The organism is Micromonospora sp. WMMD964 (genome assembly GCF_029581455.1).
Lineage (GTDB): Bacteria > Actinomycetota > Actinomycetes > Mycobacteriales > Micromonosporaceae > Micromonospora.
Genome location: NZ_CP120860.1, coordinates 6,632,633 through 6,651,218 on the forward strand (window position 1 = coordinate 6,632,633; position 18,586 = coordinate 6,651,218).

23 protein-coding genes are annotated in these 18,586 nt (G+C 72.2%); 9 read left to right on the plus strand and 14 right to left on the minus strand.

The window, feature by feature from the left end:
* From O7616_RS30220 to O7616_RS30230, 3 genes are all read left to right on the plus strand, one after another.
* On the plus strand, positions 1–1,143 hold the full coding sequence (locus tag O7616_RS30220) for a hypothetical protein (RefSeq protein ID WP_282307782.1): 1,143 nt from the start codon (positions 1–3) through the stop codon (positions 1,141–1,143).
* Positions 1,116–1,829 carry a response regulator transcription factor gene (locus tag O7616_RS30225; RefSeq protein WP_282257010.1) on the plus strand — a complete coding sequence of 238 codons (714 nt, stop codon included), beginning with the start codon at positions 1,116–1,118 and terminating at the stop codon, positions 1,827–1,829. Before O7616_RS30220 ends, O7616_RS30225 begins: the two co-directional genes overlap by 28 nt.
* 72 nt (positions 1,830–1,901) lie before the next feature.
* Positions 1,902–2,624 (plus strand): hypothetical protein, encoded by a 723-nt coding sequence (locus O7616_RS30230; protein ID WP_282305020.1) that lies wholly within the window; start codon positions 1,902–1,904, stop codon positions 2,622–2,624.
* Here O7616_RS30230 and O7616_RS30235 read toward each other — a convergent pair.
* The 10 genes from O7616_RS30235 to O7616_RS30280 form a co-directional block, all read right to left on the minus strand.
* The gene (locus O7616_RS30235; protein ID WP_282305021.1) at positions 2,506–3,486 is read right to left on the minus strand and encodes an AraC family transcriptional regulator; all 981 of its coding nucleotides are present in this window, start codon (positions 3,484–3,486) and stop codon (positions 2,506–2,508) included. The genes O7616_RS30230 and O7616_RS30235 overlap by 119 nt on opposite strands.
* A gap of 3 nt (positions 3,487–3,489) precedes the next feature.
* Positions 3,490–4,098: an isochorismatase family protein gene (locus O7616_RS30240; RefSeq protein ID WP_282305022.1), complete on the minus strand. Its 609-nt coding sequence runs from the start codon at positions 4,096–4,098 to the stop codon at positions 3,490–3,492.
* Positions 4,099–4,179: 81 nt separating this feature from the next.
* Entirely contained in the window at positions 4,180–4,932 is a 753-nt protein-coding gene (locus tag O7616_RS30245; RefSeq protein ID WP_282257007.1) for a lysophospholipid acyltransferase family protein, read from the minus strand.
* Between the two features lie 94 nt (positions 4,933–5,026).
* On the minus strand, positions 5,027–7,087 hold the full coding sequence (locus O7616_RS30250) for a glycogen debranching N-terminal domain-containing protein (RefSeq protein ID WP_282305023.1): 2,061 nt from the start codon (positions 7,085–7,087) through the stop codon (positions 5,027–5,029).
* The gene (locus tag O7616_RS30255) at positions 7,087–7,458 is read right to left on the minus strand and encodes an SCP2 sterol-binding domain-containing protein (RefSeq protein WP_282257005.1); all 372 of its coding nucleotides are present in this window, start codon (positions 7,456–7,458) and stop codon (positions 7,087–7,089) included. Before O7616_RS30255 ends, O7616_RS30250 begins: the two co-directional genes overlap by 1 nt.
* A gap of 405 nt (positions 7,459–7,863) precedes the next feature.
* Positions 7,864–8,280, minus strand: coding sequence for a CBS domain-containing protein (locus O7616_RS30260; protein WP_145779288.1), 417 nt, complete (start codon positions 8,278–8,280; stop codon positions 7,864–7,866).
* A 197-nt stretch (positions 8,281–8,477) separates the two neighbouring features.
* Positions 8,478–8,951: a PPOX class F420-dependent oxidoreductase gene (locus O7616_RS30265; protein WP_282305024.1), complete on the minus strand. Its 474-nt coding sequence runs from the start codon at positions 8,949–8,951 to the stop codon at positions 8,478–8,480.
* An 82-nt stretch (positions 8,952–9,033) separates the two neighbouring features.
* Positions 9,034–10,059, minus strand: a complete 1,026-nt coding sequence (locus O7616_RS30270; protein ID WP_145779286.1) for an aspartate-semialdehyde dehydrogenase — start codon at positions 10,057–10,059, stop codon at positions 9,034–9,036.
* A 242-nt stretch (positions 10,060–10,301) separates the two neighbouring features.
* Complete coding sequence (locus O7616_RS30275) at positions 10,302–11,639, minus strand: pitrilysin family protein (protein ID WP_282305025.1); 1,338 nt, start codon at positions 11,637–11,639, stop codon at positions 10,302–10,304.
* A complete protein-coding gene (locus O7616_RS30280) occupies positions 11,636–12,925 on the minus strand; it encodes a pitrilysin family protein (protein ID WP_282305026.1) in 1,290 nt (429 codons plus the stop codon). The genes O7616_RS30275 and O7616_RS30280 overlap by 4 nt, the downstream gene beginning before the upstream one ends.
* Positions 12,926–13,025: 100 nt before the next feature.
* Here O7616_RS30280 and O7616_RS30285 point away from each other — a divergent pair, with 100 nt between their 5' ends.
* Positions 13,026–13,757 (plus strand): phosphodiesterase, encoded by a 732-nt coding sequence (locus O7616_RS30285; RefSeq protein WP_282305027.1) that lies wholly within the window; start codon positions 13,026–13,028, stop codon positions 13,755–13,757.
* Here O7616_RS30285 and O7616_RS30290 read toward each other — a convergent pair.
* The gene (locus O7616_RS30290) at positions 13,724–13,942 is read right to left on the minus strand and encodes a hypothetical protein (protein ID WP_282305028.1); all 219 of its coding nucleotides are present in this window, start codon (positions 13,940–13,942) and stop codon (positions 13,724–13,726) included. The two genes, O7616_RS30285 and O7616_RS30290, sit on opposite strands and share 34 nt — an antisense overlap.
* Positions 13,943–14,215: 273 nt before the next feature.
* Between O7616_RS30290 and O7616_RS30295 the strand changes: the two genes are divergently transcribed.
* The 3 genes from O7616_RS30295 to O7616_RS30305 all read left to right on the plus strand — a co-directional run bounded on the left by O7616_RS30295 (position 14,216) and on the right by O7616_RS30305 (position 16,335).
* Positions 14,216–15,310 carry a 3-deoxy-7-phosphoheptulonate synthase gene (locus O7616_RS30295; RefSeq protein WP_282307783.1) on the plus strand — a complete coding sequence of 365 codons (1,095 nt, stop codon included), beginning with the start codon at positions 14,216–14,218 and terminating at the stop codon, positions 15,308–15,310.
* Positions 15,311–15,855: 545 nt separating this feature from the next.
* On the plus strand, positions 15,856–16,080 hold the full coding sequence (locus O7616_RS30300; RefSeq protein ID WP_282305029.1) for a hypothetical protein: 225 nt from the start codon (positions 15,856–15,858) through the stop codon (positions 16,078–16,080).
* 60 nt (positions 16,081–16,140) lie between these two features.
* Positions 16,141–16,335: a hypothetical protein gene (locus O7616_RS30305; RefSeq protein WP_282256997.1), complete on the plus strand. Its 195-nt coding sequence runs from the start codon at positions 16,141–16,143 to the stop codon at positions 16,333–16,335.
* Positions 16,336–16,389: 54 nt separating this feature from the next.
* On the opposite strand, the gene O7616_RS30310 is transcribed toward O7616_RS30305, so the two are convergent.
* Genes O7616_RS30310 through O7616_RS30320 form a run of 3 tightly spaced genes read right to left on the minus strand, consistent with a single transcriptional unit; the run spans position 16,390 to position 17,654 of the window.
* Positions 16,390–16,929 carry a DUF1360 domain-containing protein gene (locus O7616_RS30310; protein ID WP_282256996.1) on the minus strand — a complete coding sequence of 180 codons (540 nt, stop codon included), beginning with the start codon at positions 16,927–16,929 and terminating at the stop codon, positions 16,390–16,392.
* Positions 16,930–16,983: 54 nt separating this feature from the next.
* Entirely contained in the window at positions 16,984–17,316 is a 333-nt protein-coding gene (locus O7616_RS30315; protein WP_282305030.1) for a hypothetical protein, read from the minus strand.
* Positions 17,316–17,654 (minus strand): DUF6158 family protein, encoded by a 339-nt coding sequence (locus O7616_RS30320; RefSeq protein ID WP_282305031.1) that lies wholly within the window; start codon positions 17,652–17,654, stop codon positions 17,316–17,318. Before O7616_RS30320 ends, O7616_RS30315 begins: the two co-directional genes overlap by 1 nt.
* A 134-nt stretch (positions 17,655–17,788) precedes the next feature.
* On the opposite strand from O7616_RS30320, the gene O7616_RS30325 reads away from it, so the two are divergent.
* Together O7616_RS30325 and O7616_RS30330 are read left to right on the plus strand one after the other, a co-directional pair.
* On the plus strand, positions 17,789–18,214 hold the full coding sequence (locus tag O7616_RS30325) for a hypothetical protein (RefSeq protein ID WP_282305032.1): 426 nt from the start codon (positions 17,789–17,791) through the stop codon (positions 18,212–18,214).
* A 25-nt stretch (positions 18,215–18,239) separates the two neighbouring features.
* The gene (locus O7616_RS30330; protein WP_282256992.1) at positions 18,240–18,569 is read left to right on the plus strand and encodes a DUF3817 domain-containing protein; all 330 of its coding nucleotides are present in this window, start codon (positions 18,240–18,242) and stop codon (positions 18,567–18,569) included.
* Positions 18,570–18,586: the final 17 nt, after the last annotated feature.

Consider the following 18,586-nt stretch of genomic DNA (forward strand, 5'->3'; position numbering starts at 1 on the left):
GTGCCGGCACCTCGGGAGCCGGTCGTCGCCGAAGGGCTCGCCGCGCCGGCGGCCGTCGCGCACGCGTCCGACCGGGGTGCCCGGATCGCCGCCGTCGCCATCGCGCTGGTCTGGCACGTCGCGATCGGGCTGCCGGCGGTGTTGGGCGCCCGCGCGGAGTTCGCCGCGCCGGTCGTGGTGCTCGGCGCCTGGGCGCTGGTCGCGGTGGTCGGCGCGGTGGCCGGGGTACGCCTCCTGCGCGGCTCGCCGCTGCCGCCGTGGCCGTTGGCCGGGCTCTTCCTCGTCGTCGACGCGGCGGTCTTCGCCGCCGCCGGCGAGGGGCAGTTGTTCACCGCCGCCAACTGGGTGTGGGGCACGCTCGGCTGGTTCTTCGTGCTGGCCGTGTGGGGGCAGCGGGTCGTCGGCCTGATCGCGTTGCTGAGCACGCACGCGGTGATCGCGCTGGTCGCCGTGCTCGGGCACGGGGCCGACCCGGTCGATGTGGCCCGCTACGTGATGTACGTCTACGGCACGTTCTCCCTTCCGGTGGCGGTGTTCGTGGGCAGCACCGCGATCGTCGCCCTGGCCCGGGAACGGGCCGCCATGTCGGCTGCCGGCCATGCGCTGGCCGCCGAGCGCGACGCCGCGGAACGGGGCCGCCGGGACCGCCGGGACCGGCTCGCGCTGGTCAGTTCGGCCGCCGGGCGGGTCCTCGGGGAGCTGGCCTCCGGTCAGGCCGACCCGGCCGACCCGGAGGTGCAGCGCCGCAGCGTGCTCGCCGCCGCCCGGCTGCGTCGCCTGATCGCCGAGTCCGACGACGTGCCCGATCCGCTGCTGCACGAGCTGCGAGCCGCCGCCGACCTGGCCGAACGCAACGGCCTACCGATCGACCTGGTCACCATCGGGAACCCGCCGCCACTGCCGGTGGAGATCCGACGTCGGCTGGCCGATCCGCTCACCGCCACGCTCGCCGACGCCCGCGGCTGGGCCCGGTTGACGGTGGTGTCCGGCCCGAACGAGGTGGTGGTCAGCCTGGTCACCCCGGACCGGGAGGGACCGGAGGCGACCGGCCCGCCACTCGCCCGACACGACGACGGGCAGGTGGAGCACCTCTACGAACGGGACGGGGACATCAGATGGGCGCAGACCCGGTGGCGGCGATGACCGGCGAGCGGCCGATCGGGGTGGCGATCGTCGACGACCACCCGGTGGTGGTCGAGGGTGTCCGCGCCTGGCTCGCCACCGAGCCCCGGCTGACCGTGCTGGCCACCGGCGACGACCCGGACGAGGTGCTGCGGGCCGCGCCGGACGCCGACGTCGTCCTGCTCGACCTGCGACTGCACGGGCGGATGGCACTGGACAAGTTGGCCGAGTTGAGCGCCGCCGGCCGGCGGGTGGTGGTCTACTCGGAACACACCGACCCGCAGACCATGCTCGCCGCGCTGGACGCCGGCGCGGCGGCGTTCCTGGCCAAACACGAGGGGCGGGAGCACTGCGTGGCGACCGTGCTGGCCGCCGCGAGCGACCGCCCGTACGTGCCACCGGCGCTGGCCGGGGCGATGGTCGGCGACCCACGGCCGGACCGGCCGATGCTGTCCGACAAGGAACGCGAGGCGCTGCTGCTCTGGTTCCAGTCGATGTCCAAGGCGTCGGTGGCCCGCCGGATGCAGATCAGCGAGCACACGGTGAAGCAGTACGTCGACCGTGCGCGGATCAAGTACACCCGGGCGGGGCGTCCGGCCGCCACAAAGGCGGCACTGCTCGCCCGCGCGATCGAGGACGGCCTCGTCCGCCCGGAGGAGATCGGCATCTACCGGTCACAGGCGGCACACGACCGGCCGACCCCCTAACAGGCGTCATGACAGCGGCCCTGCGGTCCGCCAGGCTTCTCATCACAGCCAGCTGACCGGGAGGTCGTGACGATGCATGCCGACGCGTCCCCCTTCTTCATCGGCCCCCACCGGTTCGACGCGCCCGACGACGATGTGGGGCCGGTCCTGGATCGCCGCCACAGCCTGCGCCCGGTCCCCGGCGAGCGGGTCCTCGGCCGCCACCGCCTGCTGGTGTCGGGTTACCTGCTCGGGCCGAGCGAGGCTCGGCGCCGGTGGCAGCTACCCGAGCCGGTCGCGGTGACCATCACCGACCAGCGGATCTGCTGGGTGGGCAGCGGCTCGCACCTGTCGCTCGTCGTCGCGGACACGACCCGGGCCCGGCCGCCCGCCCGACTCAACGGCCTGATGAGCGGCCAGATCCGCTGGCAGTGGCCGTCCCGGTTGGAGTTGCCGGCAGCCGAGCAGGACGCACCGTCGCAGCTGCTGATCGTCTGCGACGCGTTGCGCACCATCCAACAGCCGGCGTTGGCCCTCGGCGGGCCGGCCGCCGAGGTCGCGGCGCTGGCTCAGCAGATCCGCCGGGCGGTGGCCATGTTCCGGCTCACCCATCCCCAACTGGTCGACCTCTCGGCGCAGGAACGCGACGTGCTCCTGCTGCGGGCCGGCCCCGCCCTCCTCGCCGGGGAAACCCGGGTCACGCTGCCCGGTTCGCTGCCGGTGGAGTTCCACTCCCGCGACGACTACTACCGCTCGGGGCCGGAGCCGACCTCGTGGAGCGGGCTCGCAGGCGGCGCAGCATCCGGGCATCGCTGAAGCCGACGGTCCGCGCGGCGGCCTCCACCGTCGCGCCGTGCCCGATCAGGTGCTCGGCGCGCTCGACCCGGAGCAGTTGCTGGTAGCCGAGCGGGGTGAGGCCGGTGGCCGCCCGGAACAACCGGGTCAGCGTCCGTTCCGCCAGACCCCCGGCGGCGGCCAGGTCGGCCAGTGGCAGTGTCTCGGCGTACCGGCTGTCGATCAGGTCCTGCACCCGGTGCACCGCATCGGACAGGTGGGAGCGGTGCCGCATCATCGCGCTGGCCTGCTGCTCGTGCCCGTGGCGGCGGGCGTAGACGACGAGCGTACGGGCGATCTTCGCGGCGGCCCCGGGCCCGTGCCGGGTGGCCACCAGGTGCAGCGCCACGTCGATGCCACTGGCGATGCCGGCCGAGGTGACCACCCGGTCGTCGACCACGTACAGCACGTCGCGGGCCACCCGGGCCGCCGGGTGACGGCGGGCCAGGTCGTCCTGGACCTCGTGGTGGGTGGTGCACCGTCGGCCGTCGAGCAGCCCGGCGCGTCCGAGGGCGTACGCCCCGGCGCAGACGCTGGCGACAGTGCCCCCGGTAGCGTGGTGCTCGGCCAACCGCCGCAGGTCACCGGGCGACACCGGCCCCTGCGGCCCGTGCGCCGCCGGCCGCCAACCCGGCACGATCACCAGGTCGTCCGGGGTCAGCTCGGGCCACCGCGTCTCGGCGACCAGGGGTACGCCCTGCACTGTGGGCACCTGCTCCCGCTCGGCCACGTAGTGCAGCCGATAGTCGAACCCCAGGTCGGCGGCGGTGGAGAAGACCTGGGCCGGCCCGGCGAGGTCCAGCAGGTGCAACTGCGGGACCAGCAGGAAGACGACAGTGGTCATCGGTCAGCCCCGGGTGCCGGCGAGTGTCGCGCCGGTGACCTCGTCCACGGTGCGGATAGTCGCGAAGCGGCCGGCCAGCGCGTACTCGGTGCGGGTGACGATCTCCTCGTTCGTGAGGGTGCGCGGGTCGGCGAGGATCTCCTCGACCGTGGCGGTCTCCGGCAGGTCCCGGTGTGGGATGGGGAAGGTCAACGTGGCGTCGGTGACGAACGTCATCCGGTAGCCGAGATCGGCGCCGACCCGGGTGGTGGTCTCCACGCACTGCTCGGTGCGGATGCCGCAGACGGTGATGTCCTGAACGCCGGCCAGGGTGAGCACCTGCGCGAGGTTCGTGGTGGTGAACGCGTTGTGCGCGGTCTTCACCAGCGTCGGCTCACCGTCGGCCGGGGCGAGCCCGTCGATCAGCCGCACGTGCCCGAGGTCGGGGTCGAACAACCCGCCCGTGCCGGGCTCCGAGTGCAGGACCCAGACCACCAGGTCGCCGCGCTCGCGGGCCGCGGCGACCAGCCGGTCGACCTGGCGGACCAGGTCGGGGTTCGAGCCGTACGCCCAGATCGGGCGTTGACGGAAGGACTCCTGGACGTCGATCACGACGAGTGCTGCTCTGCTCATGCCTGAAGATCCTGACCGGATGAGGACCACACCGGGAGACACCATCATGCCCGGGTGCGGAACGATCCGGCCACGGCGGCGTCAGGCGCTGGGGGTGCTGTGCTCGGCTGCCTCGTCCAGGGCGGCGGCCTCCTCCGGCGTGGGCGCGGTGCCGCCCAGGTGCGCCGGCAGCCACCAGGTGTCCTCCGGGCCGGTCGGCTTCTCCGGGTACTCCCGCTGGGCCCGGTCGACGAGAGCGCTGAGCCGGGTGGTCAGCTCGGCGGCCAGCACGTTCGGGTCCGGGAAGTCCGCCGGCTCGATCGGCTCGCCGATCAGGATGGTGATCGGGGTGTGCCGGCGGGTCAGCGTGCGGGGCCGACCCTTGGTCCAGAGCCGCTGGGTGCCCCACAGCGCGACCGGCAACACCGGCACCTTCGCCGAGCGGGCCATCCGGACCGTGCCGCTCTTGAGTTCCTTGACGGTGAACGACCGGCTGATCGTCGCCTCGGGGAAGACGCCGACGACCTCCCCCTGCTTCAGCGCACTCACCGCGGCGCGGAACGAGGCCGCGCCGGCCTGCCGGTCCACCGGGATGTGCCGCATGCCGCGCATCAGCGGGCCGGAGATCCGGTGCGTGAAGACCGAGTCCTTGGCCATGAACCGGACCAGCCGACCGGACGCGTTGGCACCCAGACCGGCGAAGATGAAGTCGAGGTAGCTGACGTGGTTGCTGGCCAACACCGCCCCGCCGGTGCGGGGTACGTGGTGGGCGCCCTCGATGGTGATCTTCAGGTCGAGGAGACGGAACATCGTCTTGGCGGTGGCGATAACGGGCGGGTACACGAGCTCCGGCATCCGCAGAATCTACCCCGCCGGGCTGGGGTTCGGCCGAGTGGCGAACCGGCGGCGACACGACAGGCGTGCCGCCGCCGGTTCGTCGGTCGGTTCCTCAGTCGTCGAGTTCGTTCAGGTCCAGTCGGCCCCGGGCGAACGCATCCACCCGACCCCACCGACCCGGGATGTCCAGCACCTCGATCCGTCCCATGCCCACCGGCAGCCGTGGCTCGACCGCCAGGTGCCCCTCGTGCGGCTCCAGGCCGAGCATGGTCCGCAACAACAGCAGCGGCGTACCGGTGGACCAGGCCTGCGGGCTGCACGCCGTCGGATACTCCACCGGGAACTTCGTCAGCTCCCTCGGGTAACCGCCGAACGCCTCCGGCAACCGCCCGCCGAAGTACGTGGCCGCGTCCAGGATGCCGTTGGCGATGGTGGCGGCCTCCTCGGCGAAGCCGTACCGGCGCAGACCCCAGGCGATGAAGGAGTTGTCGAACGGCCAGATCGTGCCGTTGTGGTAGCCGATCGGGTTGTACCTGGTCTCCCCCTCGGCCAGGGTGCGTACGCCCCAACCGGAGAACAGCCGCGGCCCCACCAGGTGCTCGGCCAGCTTCTCCGCCCGCTCGGGGTCCACGATCCCGCTCCACAGCAGGTGGCCGATGTTGGAGCTGAGGATGTCGCACTGGCGGCCGTCCGGGTCCAGGGCCAGGGCGAAGTACCCGCCGTCGTCCACCCACCAGTCCCGGTTGAACCGCTGTTTCAGCTCCGCCGCCTCCCGCTCCAACTGGTCGGCGAACTCCGGGTCACCCCAGAACTCCCGAGCCAACCGGGCCCCGCGGATCTTCGCGTCGTACGCGTACCCCTGCACCTCGCAGGTGGCCCGGGGAAACGGCGGCAGGGTGCCGTCGGAGTAGGAGATCGAGTCCCAGGAGTCCTTCCAGCACTGGTTCTCCAGGCCGGTGTCGGTGTTGCGCCGCTCGTACCAGATGTAGCCGTTGCCCACCAGGTCGGCGTAGTTGTCGATCCACTTCAGCGCCGCCCGGGACTCCTGCTCCAACTCCTTGACCAGCGCGACGTCACCGCTCCACCGCTCGTACTCGTCGAGCAGGACGACGAACAGCGGCGTCGCGTCCACGGAGCCGTAGTACGGCGAGTGCGGTTGCTCCTCGAAGGCCGCGGTCTCGCCGTAGCGCATCTCGTGCAGGATGCGACCCGGGTCCTCGTCCCGGAAGTCGTCGAATCGACTGCCCTGCAACGAGGCCAGGATGCGCAGCGTCGTCTTCGACAACTGCGGCGTGAACGGCAGCGTCTGCAGGCAGGTCAGGATGCTGTCCCGGCCGAACATGGTCATGAACCAGGGCAGACCGGCGGCCGGCAGGGTGGCACCACCCAGCGACAGCGGCGAGAAGCGCAGCGCGGCCAGGTCGATCAGGCTGCGCCGGTACGTGCTGGACACCCGACCGTGCTCACTGTTGACCTTCGGGGCGTCGGCGATCCACTGCTCCAGGTCGTGTTGCAGGGCGAGCCGCTCGGTGTCGCGCATGCGCAGACCCAGACGCAGGTCCCGACCACCGGGCCCGACCGCGTGCGTCTCGACGTGGATCGAGGCGTTCCACTGCTCGTTGGGCTCCAGGTGCACGGTGTACGCGAACCCCTTGTTGTCGAACCGGGGCGACATGGACGAGGAGATGACCGTCTCGCGCCGGAAGTTGCCCCGCCGGTACCCGAGCCGCAGCCGATCCGACTCGACCTCGGTGTAGATCTCGCCCTTCTTGTTCAGGATCTCGTCCTTGACCTGGAACAGGTCCGCGAAGTCCGACGCCGCGTCCATCCGCACTTCCAGGTCGACCGGCTTCTCGTCGTGGTTGAGGATGGTGACCTGCTCCCGGAAACTGCTGCCCACCACGCGCTCCCGGATGATCGACAGCTTCGCGTCCACGTAATGCGTGGCCATGCCCGGAACCAGGAAGAACCGCGACTCGAAGTACTGCAGGTCGTCGAAGGAGAGCGAGTTGAGCCGCTCACCGTTGACGGTCAGCACCCACGTCGACAGGAAACGGGTGTCGATGGAGAAGAGCCCGGTCGGCTCGCTCGGCGTCGCCTCGATGTCGCCGGTGTCCTCGCAGACGACGAACGTGTTGCCGTCCAGGATCCGGATCGTGTTGCTCTGCCCCATCAGTGCACCTCCCCGACGAAGCGGCGACGGGGCCCACGGGCGTCCGGGGAACCCGGGAAGATCCGCTCGACCTGCACGATCAGACGAGCGTCACCCGACACCGTCATGTCCCCCCGCAACAGCGCGGCCAGGCCGTGCTCACGCCCGGCGGCGATGTCGTCGAACAGGACCGGATCGGCACCGATGACCGTGTCGGCCTCCCGGTCCTCCTGACTCACGTTGAGCCGGCCGTGGTCGATCCTCAGCAGCCAGTGCCGGGTCTGCGCCCCCTCGTGCAGGTCGATACGCAGTGTCCCGGAGGTCTTCGCCAGCAGGGGCTCGTACCCCCGCCGGTCCAGGTCCTCGAAGAACCTCGTGGTCGCGTCCACCATCGGGTCCACTCCTCCCAGTTGCCGGGCCCGGGATCCCACCCACCGCGCTCGCCTCGCGCGGACGGCCGGCGTCGAACGTCCCCGCACGGGTCCCCGCACGCCCCCCACCCAACCTCGCCCGAATAGGGTGACCCCCAACTCCCCCCACCCCACGCCCCCTGCCCCACCCCCCGACCCCGGCCCCCGCGCCCCCCGCCCCCCCCGCCCCCCGGCCTCCGCGCCCCCCGGTGATCAAGAGGTTTGCGTCACGACACGCCGGAGACGCTGACGCAAACCTCTTGATCACCGGCTTGGGGCGGGCGCGGGATGGGCGCGGGGCGGGATGGGGCGGGCGGGCGCGGATGGGTTTGCGCAGCGCCGGCCCTTCCCCCTGCGGGGAAGGGCCGGCGTGCCCGCGGCGGACGGTCAGTTGTTCGGGTCGTCGGCGCTGATGTCCGCGAGCACCGACTGCGGTTCGCGTTCGACCGCGAGGTCACCCATCGAGACCAGGCCGACCAGACGCCCGTCGTCGATGACCGGGAGCCGGCGTACGGCATAGGTACGCATCAGGTCCGCGGCGGCCACCGCGTCGTCGTACTGGCTGACCGTGATCACGTCGCGGGTGGTGATCTGGTTCAGCCGCGTCGAGCCCGCATCCATGTTCTCCGCGACACCCCGGACTGTGATGTCCCGGTCCGTGACGATGCCGACCACACTGTCTCCGTCGGTCACCACCACGTCACCGATCGCGCTGTCCCGCATCTCCTGCGCGGCCGCGATGAGCGTGTCGTTGCCGTCCATCGTCACCAACCGGGTCGTCATGAACTCTCCGACCGTTGTCATGGTGCTCCCCTCTCGGTGTCGGCACGGCCCGTCTACCCGCCGCCCGGGAGGGGGTAACGCCCACTGCTCGCCGGGCTATCGGCGCAGTCGCCGCAGCTCGTAGAATCCGCTGCTGGTCAGGGCACAGAAGACGGGCAGCAGCAGGAAGAGCACGGCCGCGAGCAGCGGGCTGAACAGGAATCGCCGACGTCGGCGGGTCAGCCCTGGGGCGGCATTCCGTAGACGCGCTCCACGTGTACGCGCAGCACCAGCCGCCCCTCGTCGACCATGGCCTGCCGGTATTCGGCCCAGTCGGGGTGTTCGCCGCGCAGTGCCCGGTACAGGCCCACCAGTTCCTCGACCGTGGCATCGCCGGGTTCGGTGGAGGGCGGGGTCAGTTCGGCGCGACCCTCCACCACCGCGTACGCCCAGCCGTCCTCGCTGCCGACGTGGAAGCTGGCCCGGGGGTCCCGGCGCAGGTTGGCGGTCTTGGCGCGACCGTCGGTGACCGAGATCCGGATCACGCCCGCGTCCCGGTCGAAGGAGTAGACCACTGTGGACATCTGTGGCCGCCCGTCCCGCTTGATGGTGGCGAGCACGCCCATCGAGCGACTGGCGATCAGGTCGGTCAACGCCTGCTGGGTGCGGTCGTCCGGCACGGTCTCCTCCAGGTGGACGTCGGCTCCGTCCATCCAAGCATGCCCGGCCGACCGCCGCCCGGAACGCGACCGAGCCCTCGCCGTCGACCGGCGAGGGCTCGGGGCGACGCGACGGTCAGCGGCGTTCGGCGGCGACCAGCTCGGCGAGCTGCACCGCGTTCAGCGCGGCACCCTTGCGGAGGTTGTCGTTCGAGCAGAACAGCGCCAGCCCGTACTCCACCGTCTCGTCGGCGCGGATCCGCCCCACGTAGGTCGGGTCCTGCCCGGCGGCCTGCAACGGTGTCGGGACGTCGGTCAGTGCCACGCCGGGCGCGTCGGCAAGCAGCTCGTGCGCGCGTTGCGGGGTGAGCGGCCGGGCGAACCGGGCGTTGATCTGAAGCGAGTGACCGGTGAAGACCGGGACCCGGACGCACGTCCCGGACACCTTCAGGTCGGGGATCTCCAGGATCTTGCGGCTCTCGTTGCGGAGCTTCTGCTCCTCGTCGGTCTCGAACGAACCGTCGTCGACTATCGAACCGGCCAGCGGGAGGACGTTGAAGGCGATCGGCTCGGCGAACGACCGCGGCGCGGGGAACTCCACGGCCGACCCGTCGAAGGCCAGCCCGGCGGCGTGCTCGGCGACCTTGCGGACCTGCTCGTCCAGCTCGGCGACGCCGGCCAGCCCGGCACCGGAAACCGCCTGGTACGTGGACACGACGAGGCCGACGAGCCCCGCCTCGGCGTGCAGCGGGCGCAGCACCGGCATCGCGGCCATCGTGGTGCAGTTCGGGTTGGCGATGATGCCCTTCGGGCGGTCCAGGGCGGCGTGCGGGTTGACCTCGGCGACCACGAGCGGCACCTGTGGGTCCATCCGGAACGCCGACGAGTTGTCGATCACCACGGCGCCGGCCTCGGCGACCCGGGGGGCCAACTCCCGCGCGGTGCCCTTACCGGCGGAGAAGAGCACGATGTCCAGCCCGGAGTAGTCCGCTGTCGCGGCGTCCTCCACGGTCACCTCACCGTCGCGCCATGGCAGCGTACGCCCGGCGGACCGCGCCGAGGCGAACAACCGCACCTGCTCCGCCGGGAACTCCCGCTCCGCCAGCACCTGCCGCATCACGCCACCGACCTGGCCGGTGGACCCCACAATGCCGATCCTCATGCCCCGGAGGCTACCCAGCCGGCCCCCGAACCCGGGAGTCCTTTCCCACCCCCCGGGTCCCGCATCACACCCCCGCCCTCCCTCCCACCCCGCCCCTCCCACGCCTTCCGCCCCGCCTTCAGCCGTTGATCATGAAGTTATCGCTACGACACGCCGTGCGGGTGACAACAACTTCATGATCAGCGCGGGAGGGCGCGCGGGTGGGGAGGAGGGCGCGCGGGAGGGCGGAAGGGCGGCGGGGGTCAGGTGATCAGGTCGCCCAGGTTTGCCGCGGTCAGGTCGTCGCGGATGACTGCGGCGTCGCCCTCGATGACCAGCGTCAGCGCGTCCGGGTGCAGGTGGGTGGCCGCCGCCGCGGAGACCTGGTCGACGTCCGCCGCCAGCAGCGACTCCCGCAGCCGGGCGTGGTAGTCGTCGGGCAGGTCGTGCACCACGAGCGTGGTCAGCGCGGAGGCGATCGCCCGGGGGCTCTGCAACTCGACCGAGAGCTGCCCGGCCCGCCAGGACCGGGCCACCTCCAGCTCGTCCTCGGTGACCCCGGTGGCCTGGGTACGGGTGATCTCACCCACCGCCTCCACCAGAGCCGGTGTGGTGACCGCCGTCTGCACGCCGGAGCTGACGGCGAACCGCCCGAACCGCCGGGACGACGCGAAGTCACCCCGGATGCCGTACGTGTAGCCGTGCACCTCGCGGAGCAGGTGGTTGAGCCGGGAGGTGAACGCCCCGCCGAGCACCGTGCCGGCGAGCGTCATCGGCACGTGGTCGGGGTGCGCCCGGTACGGCGACGGGTGGCCCAGCCGCAGCGTCGACTGCACCGAACCGGGGCGGTCCACCAGGATGATCCGCCGGCCGGTGTGCAGGGGTACGTCGATCGGGCCGCCCCGCTCGGCCGGACCGCCGCCCGTGCCCGCGAACGCCGACGCGGCCAACGCGTCCAGGTCGATCCGGTCCAGGTCCCCGGCGACGACCAGGGTGCCGGGGCGCAGGAACCACTCGGAGTGGAAGACCGTGACGTCCTCCACGTCCAAGCCGGCGACCGAGTCCGGGTCGCCGTGCATGGGACGCCCCCAACGGTTCTCCGCGCCGAACAGGTCAGCGCGCAGGGCGGCGTCGGCGCGCGGGCCCGGGTTGGCCCAGTCCATCCGCAGCGCGGTCGCCTCGTCGTCGCGGACCCGGCGCACGTCGGCGGGATCCAGTCGGGGCGTACGGACCGCCTCGGCGAGCAGCTCCACGGCCGCGCCGAGCCGGTCCACCGGGATCACCACACTGGCCTGGAACGAGTCCCAGTCCAGCCCGGTCGTCAACGCGGTGCCGAGCCCTTCGACGGCGAGCGCGTACGCGGCGGCGTCCCGCTGCGCGGTCCCCTCCTCCAGTGCCTTGGCCAGCACAGCGGACAGGCCCTCCTTGCCGACCGGCTCCTGGCCCGCGCCCACGTCGAGCAGCAGCAGGGCCACGGCGAGGTTCTGCCCCGGCAGGTGCGCGGCGACGACCTGACCACCGGCCACGGAACGGCGGACCACCTGCGGGAACCGGTACGGGCGCGCGGCACCCGGGCCGGGACGGTCGGCGATCAGCGTCATGAGGTCTCCTCGGGCAGGTAGGTCAGGGTCACCCGGTCGGTGGCGAGCACCTCGGCGGCGGCCTCGGCGATCTGTTCGGCGGTCACCGCGAGCAGGCCCGGCAACTGGTCGGCGATGCGGGCCGGGTCACCGAACTGGGTGGCGCACCGGCCGAGCAGGTCGGCACGACCGTCCACGGTGGACATCTGACGCCACCACCCGGTGCTGAGCAACGCCTTGGCCCGGTCGAGTTCGGCGGCGGTGACCGGCACGGTGGCCAGTTCGTCGACGACCTCGGCCAGCCCTTCGGCCAGCCGCTCGGCGCTCACCCCGGGGCGGGCGGTGGCGGTGGCGATCAGCGGCGCCGGGGCGTGCGCGAGGTCCACCCCGTACGCACCGACCGAGTCCGGCTGGGCGATCCGTTCACCGTCGGCGAGCCGCTGGTAGAGCCGGCTGCCCCGACCGCTACCGAGGACGGTGGCGAGCACGGTGATCACGTTGTACTCCGGGCTGCCGTACGCGTAGGTGCGGTGGGCGATGTACACCCGAGGTGCCGGCACGTCGGCGCTGACCGACTCGACGGCGGTCTGCCCGGTGGCCGGGACACTGCGGCCGTCCGGGGCGGGCGGGATGTCGTCGCGCGGGGGCAGCGCGCCGAAGTACTTGTCGGCCAGAGCGAACACGTCGGAGGCGGTGGCGTCACCGACCACGGTGAGCACCGCGTTGTTGGGCGCGTAGTAGGTCTGGTGGAACGCCTGGAAGGTCGCGAGGTCGGCGGCGTTCAGGTCGGCCATCGAGCCGATCGTCGCGTGATGGTACGGGTGCCCCGGCGGGTAGAGCAGCGGCAGCAACCGCAGCCAGGCATCCCCGTACGGAACGTTCTCGTAGCGCTGCCGGCGCTCGTTCTTGACCACTTCGCGCTGGTTGTCCAGCGTCTCCTGGGTGAGCGCCGGGACGAGGCCGCCCATCCGGTCGGCCTCCAGCCAGAGCGCCAACTCCAGGTGCTCGGCCGGGACCGTCTCGAAGTAGTTGGTCCGGTCCGGGTTGGTGGTGGCGTTGAGCGAGCCGCCGGAGCCCTGGATCAACTTCATGTGTTCGGTCTTCGCCACGTTGGCCGAGCCCTCGAACATCAGGTGCTCGAAGAGGTGCGCGAAGCCGGTCTGCCCGGCCGGCTCGTGGCGGGAGCCGACGTCGTACCAGAGGTTGACCGCCACGGCCGGCGCGGTGCGGTCCTCACTCACCACCACGCGCAGGCCGTTGTCCAGTCGGGACGTCTCGATGGGCCAGGGGTAACCGCTGTCGGGCATGCCCCGACGCTATCCGATCTCGGGGGCGGAAAGGTGACGTGCGGTCCGTCGGCGAGCCGACCGCCCGCATCAGGACCGCCGCTCGGGGTACCGGAGGACGATGACCGTCACCCCGCCGTCCCGACTCGCCACCACCGTCGAACGCGCCAGCGCCGCGCTGGGCCGGCGCCGCGGCCGGTTGCTGCATCCGGCCGGTCGCTCCTTCACCGGCGAGATGATGATCTGGGGTACGCCCGGACCACCGACCGGGGCCCGCCTGCTGGACGATCCCGGCCGCTACCGGGCCACCGTCCGGCTGTCCAAGGGCACGCCGACGCCCGGCAGTTGGCCGGACGTGCTGGGCCTCGCGATGCGCCTGCACCGCGACGGCGACCACCCCTTCGACCTGCTGGTCAGTTCCAGCGGCGCGGCCCCGGTGCTGCGTAACCTGCCGCTGCCCCGGCGTGACTTCACCGGGACGTACACCTCGATCATGGGTTATCGCGTGGGCCGACGGCGGATCTGGCTGGCCGCGCTGGCCGACCCCGACTCGGTCGGCCTCGGACGCAGCCTGGGCACGGTGGCCGCCGCGACCCGGGCGGACACGCCGCGCCTGGTGCTCGCTGTCGCGTCCGCCGTGGGGCCGTGGCGGCCGGTGGGGCAGATCAGCTTCGGCGCGGAACTCGACGCCGAGGAGGACGCCGCCCTCGCGTTCGACCCGGTGCGCAACCTGCCACCCGACCTTCGGGTGGCCGGCCCGTTGGCCTGGCTGCGCGAGCACACCTACCGGGGGTCACGCCGGGCCCGCGGGGCGAACGCTCAGTCCGGAGGTTCGGCCGCGACCACCGTCTGATCCGAGGTACGACGTTCCAGCACCGTGTCCGGTGCCGCGTTCTGGTCCTCCTCGCGGATGTCCGACTCGGCGAGGATGGCCTCCGCCTGCGCCTCCGGGTCGTCGCTGCCCACGGCCTCCTCCTCGGGCAGGAGGTGGTGGGCGCGGGACTCCACGCGGTCGTGATCGCTCTGCTCGTCAGTCATGGCACCCCTGTTACCCCGCCGTCGACCGTGACACGCGATGTTCACTCCGCATCTTGGGACGAGGAAGCGGGCTTCCGCATCCGGTCGGGTACGCTGGGCGACGTGACGCGTTCGTATCGATGGTTTAGGCAGCCGGCTCGCACGCCGGTGACTTCACCATGATCTGACGTCACCACGGACCGAGCCGGCTGGGCAGGAGCTTTCGTTCCTGCCCTTTTGCGTACGAGCAGCCGGCTTCCCCGGGCACCGGCCCCGGGCGCGGTCGGCGGAAGGATTCCCACCGTGACGACCCCGGAGACCGATCGGGTCAGCGATCAACGGATCGACCGCGTCGTGCCGTTGACCACGCCCGCCCTGCTGCACCACGAGTTACCCCTGGACGCACCGCTCGCCTCGGCCGTGTTGGACGGCCGTCGGGCGGTGGGCCGGGTGCTGGACCGTGCCGACGACCGCCTGCTCGTGGTGGTCGGCCCCTGCTCGGTGCACGATCCGGCCGCCGCCCTGGAATACGCCGAGCGGCTGCGCGGCACCGCCGACCGGCTCTCCGACGACCTGCTGATCGTGATGCGGGTCTACTTCGAGAAGCCCCGTTCCACGGTCGGCTGGAAGGGCCTCATCAACGACCCCGGTCTGGACGGCAGCGGGGACGTCAACACCGGCCTGCGGCTGGCCCGGTCGCTGCTGCTCGACGTGCTGCGCCTCGGCCTGCCGGTGGGTTGCGAGTTCCTCGACCCGATCACGCCGCAGTACATCGCGGACACGGTGGCCTGGGGCGCGATCGGCGCCCGCACCGTGGAGAGCCAGGTGCACAGGCAGCTCGCCTCCGGCCTGTCCATGCCGATCGGCATGAAGAACCGCCCCGACGGCAGCATCGGCACGGCCGTGGACGCGATCCGCGCCGCCGGGGTGCCGCACGTCTTCCCCGGTATCGACTTCTCCGGCACTCCGGCGATCATGCACACCCGAGGGAACACGGACGGGCACCTGGTGCTGCGCGGCGGGGGCGGCCGACCCAACTACGACGCGGAGTCCGTCGCCGGCGCGATCGACCTGCTCCGCGCGGCCGGGCTGCCGGAGCGCCTGGTGATCGACGCGAGTCACGCCAACAGCGGCAAGGATCACCGCAACCAGCCGAAGGTCGCCGCGGACGTGGCCGCCCAGATGGCCGCCGGGCAGCGCGGGATCACCGGCGTGATGCTGGAGTCGTTCCTGCTGCCCGGCCGACAGGAGCTCGACCCGACCCGGGAGTTGGAGTACGGCCGTTCGGTCACCGACGCCTGCCTCGGCTGGGACGACACCGCCGAGGTGCTCGAACACCTGGCCTCCGCCGTGCGGGCACGACGGGCCACCCTGCCGACGACGGTCTGACGGTGTGACGGCCGACACCGCAGGGTCCGGAACACGAGCCGGGGTCGGCTGGTTGACTGGGGTGTCGGTGTGTCCAGTGTCCCCGGGCCTCACCTAAACAGCCTTCGCGGAATACCGTCCGGCTGGAGCCGCGCAGTGCCACTCGCCGAGAGGCGACCTGCACACCGACACCAGCGCCGCCCCCGGCCCACAAGGCCGGGGGCGGCGCTGTCTGTACCCCGAGCCCCGGCTCCGAGGCGGCTCCGACGGCCCGCCACACCCCAGACGTCCCTCGCACGACCCCGACGGCGGCGCGACGTGGCGGCGGGACGCGACGGCGGCGGCGGCGCGACGGCGACGGCGGCGGCGGCGGCGGCGGCGGCGGCGGCGGCGGCGCAGTATCAGCCACCTCCTTTGCTTTGCACCCGTCGATGCGACAGTCACGGTCCGTCACCGGTGCATGGGTGGGTGCAGAGCAAAGGAGGCGCATGAGGTCCTTGGTGCCGGCGCAGGCGGCCCTCGTTGGCGCGACGTTTGACCGATTCCGGCCCGGGTAGCTGATCGAGGTGACCGACGACGCATCAGTGGCCGGCGAGCCGGACACCCGGGCCCTCGACAACCTGCTCGACGACGTCTTCCGAGCGCAGGAGCGGGTCGACCAGGGCGAGATCTACCGCCACGCGGTGGCCGCCGGGCTTCCGGCGGACCTGCTCGCCCGAGTCGACGCGCTGCCCGAGGGCGAGTACTCGGTGGACGAGGCCAGCGACCTACTGGGCGGCTCCGTAGGGTGAGCGACCGCACCCGGTCCGTTGCGTGAGCGACTTCGCCAGCTCCGTAGAAGGGACACCGACATGACCGACAACGAGGACCACGACGAGAAGGTGCCGGCGCTGGGTCAGCCGCCGAAGGGCAGGGACACCACCCCCGAGCCGGACTTCGCCAACGAGCACGACAGGACGGCGGTGGACCGGGACATCATCACCGGCGCGGACGAGGACGAGCGGGAGCCGGAGTCGCCGCACGGCTGGTCCGGTATGCAGCGCTGAGACGTACGACAGACGGAAGGGGCCGGCGGTGCCGGCCCCTTCCGTCACTGCTCGTCAGTCGTCGTCATGCCCGCCTTCGGCGGCCTGCTGCGCCGTCGCGTACGCCATCTGGAGGAAATCGGAGGCGGCGACCGCGGTCAGCGCTGTGGCCACCAGCCGGGTCAGCCGGGGCGCGAGCACCAGGCCACCGGTCAGCCCGGTGGCCACCCAGACCGCCAGGCAGAACGGGCAGCTCAGCAACTCGCCGATGGCGTGCCGGGTGGGGCTGCCCGAGTCGCGGACCTGTTCCATCACCTCACCGCTGCCGATCGGACGGTCGTACCGGGTGAACGGCGCCCGCAGAGGGCTCGTCACCGCGTCCTTGGACAGCAGCCGGCTCAGTTTGTGGGTGGCGATGGAGAGCAGCACCACGTCGGACGGGGCGGGACGATCCGGCACCGGCCGACCGGTCACCTTGACCAGACCGGCGAGCGCCCCGGTCACCCCGGCGTAGACGCCCATCGCCGCCAGGTAGCCGCCGAGCGGCCGGTGTTCGTGCGGCGCGTACGCCCGCCGCAGCCGCGTCGCCTTCTCTCGCAGGCCAGTGTCGCTCACCCGTTCTCCTCCCCTGTCATGGTCGTGCGGGACCGGCGTCCCGCGTGGGCCCGCTCAGCCGGCCTGGAGGTTGTCGGCGACCTCGCGGGCCAGGTTGGTGAGTGCCTCGTCGGCCAACTGGTCCGGGCCGGGCTCCCCCGACCCGTCGGCCAGGTCGAGCTGGATCCGGGCGCCACCGGCGTCGGCCGGTTCCACCCGGAGCTCGGCGGACCAGTCGTCGCCGCCGCCCCAGCGGGCGCGCAGCTCCTCGCCGTCGATCTCGGCGGCGGGGCTTCCGTCGCCGCGCAGCGCCTCCGGCAGCCACGCCGAGGCGCGATCCGGGTCGGTGGCTGTGTTGAAGACCACCTCGGGCGGTGCGGACACGCCGCGTACGGCGCGGGCCGGCATCAGGCGTCCCGCAGGCGGCCGGGGTCGACCTCCCGGCCTGGGTGGCGGGCCAGGTATTCGGTCTCGAGTTCCGCGGTCCGACGCAGGTGGTTGGCGAGCGCCGAGTCCGCCGCGTGGCGCAGGGTGTCGAGGCGGGTGCGGTGCAGGCTGTGCATCTCGCGGATCAGATCCTCGTCGGTCAACTCCGTCGGGTCGACGCCGGGTAGATCGCCGTCCGGACTCGTGGCGCCGGCCGGGTCGGCGAGGTCGTCGCCGCCCCACTCGGGCACCCGCTGCTCCGGGCTCATCTCGGTGTTGCCGCCGGACGCGTAGCCGTCCTCGCGTACCGATCCGGTCATGATCGCCCCCCTTGATCTCGTTTGGGCTGGCGTCTAGACGATTGCCCAAGCGTGGTGCGGCCAAACCACGGCGGCGACGCGGCAACTACGACACGGTGTCGGAGACCGACGCCGCCCCCGGTACCCTCGATGCCATGAGGCGGCTCTGGACCCCGGCGTGGATCGCGCGCCACGTGGCCATGGTCGTGCTGACCGTGGGCTTCCTCGGGCTGGGCTGGTGGCAGGTCAGCCGGGCCGCCGCCGGCAACAGCCTGAGCTGGGGGTACGCGGTCGAGTGGCCGATCTTCGCCGGTTTCGTGGTCTACGTCTGGTGGCGCGAGGTGAAGCTGGCCCGCCGTCGGGCGGTGGACGCCGACGCGCCGCCGGTGAACGCGGACACGGACTCCGAGATCGCACCGGAGGTCGCCGGTTCCCGACCGACGGTGCGCCGGCCGGTGCGGGTCGCCCGGACGCCCGTCGGCGGCGACGCCGTCGAGGACACCGATCTGGCCGCCTACAACCACTACCTGTCATGGTTGAACGCCAATCCGGGCGCCCGGCCCGGTGACTATCCCGGCTGAGCCGGGTTCGGAAGGACGGACGAAGGTGGGCGCTGCCCTTACCCGGTACCGCGTGATCGCCTGGATCGTGGGCGTGGTGCTGATCCTGCTGGTCGTGATCGGCATGCCACTGAAGTACGTGTTCGACAACCCGGTGGTGGTGGAGACGGTGGGGCCGGCGCACGGCTTCCTCTACATGATCTACCTGGTCGCCGCGTTCGACCTGAGCCGTCGAGCCGACTGGCCGCTGAAGCGGATGCTGCTGGTGATGTTGGCGGGCACCGTGCCGTTCGTCTCGTTCTACGCCGAGCGCCGGGTCAGCGCCTGGGTGGCTGCGCCGCAGGAGCAGCGGACGCCGGAGCCGGTCGCCCGCTGAGCCGCCGGTGGGCCGAC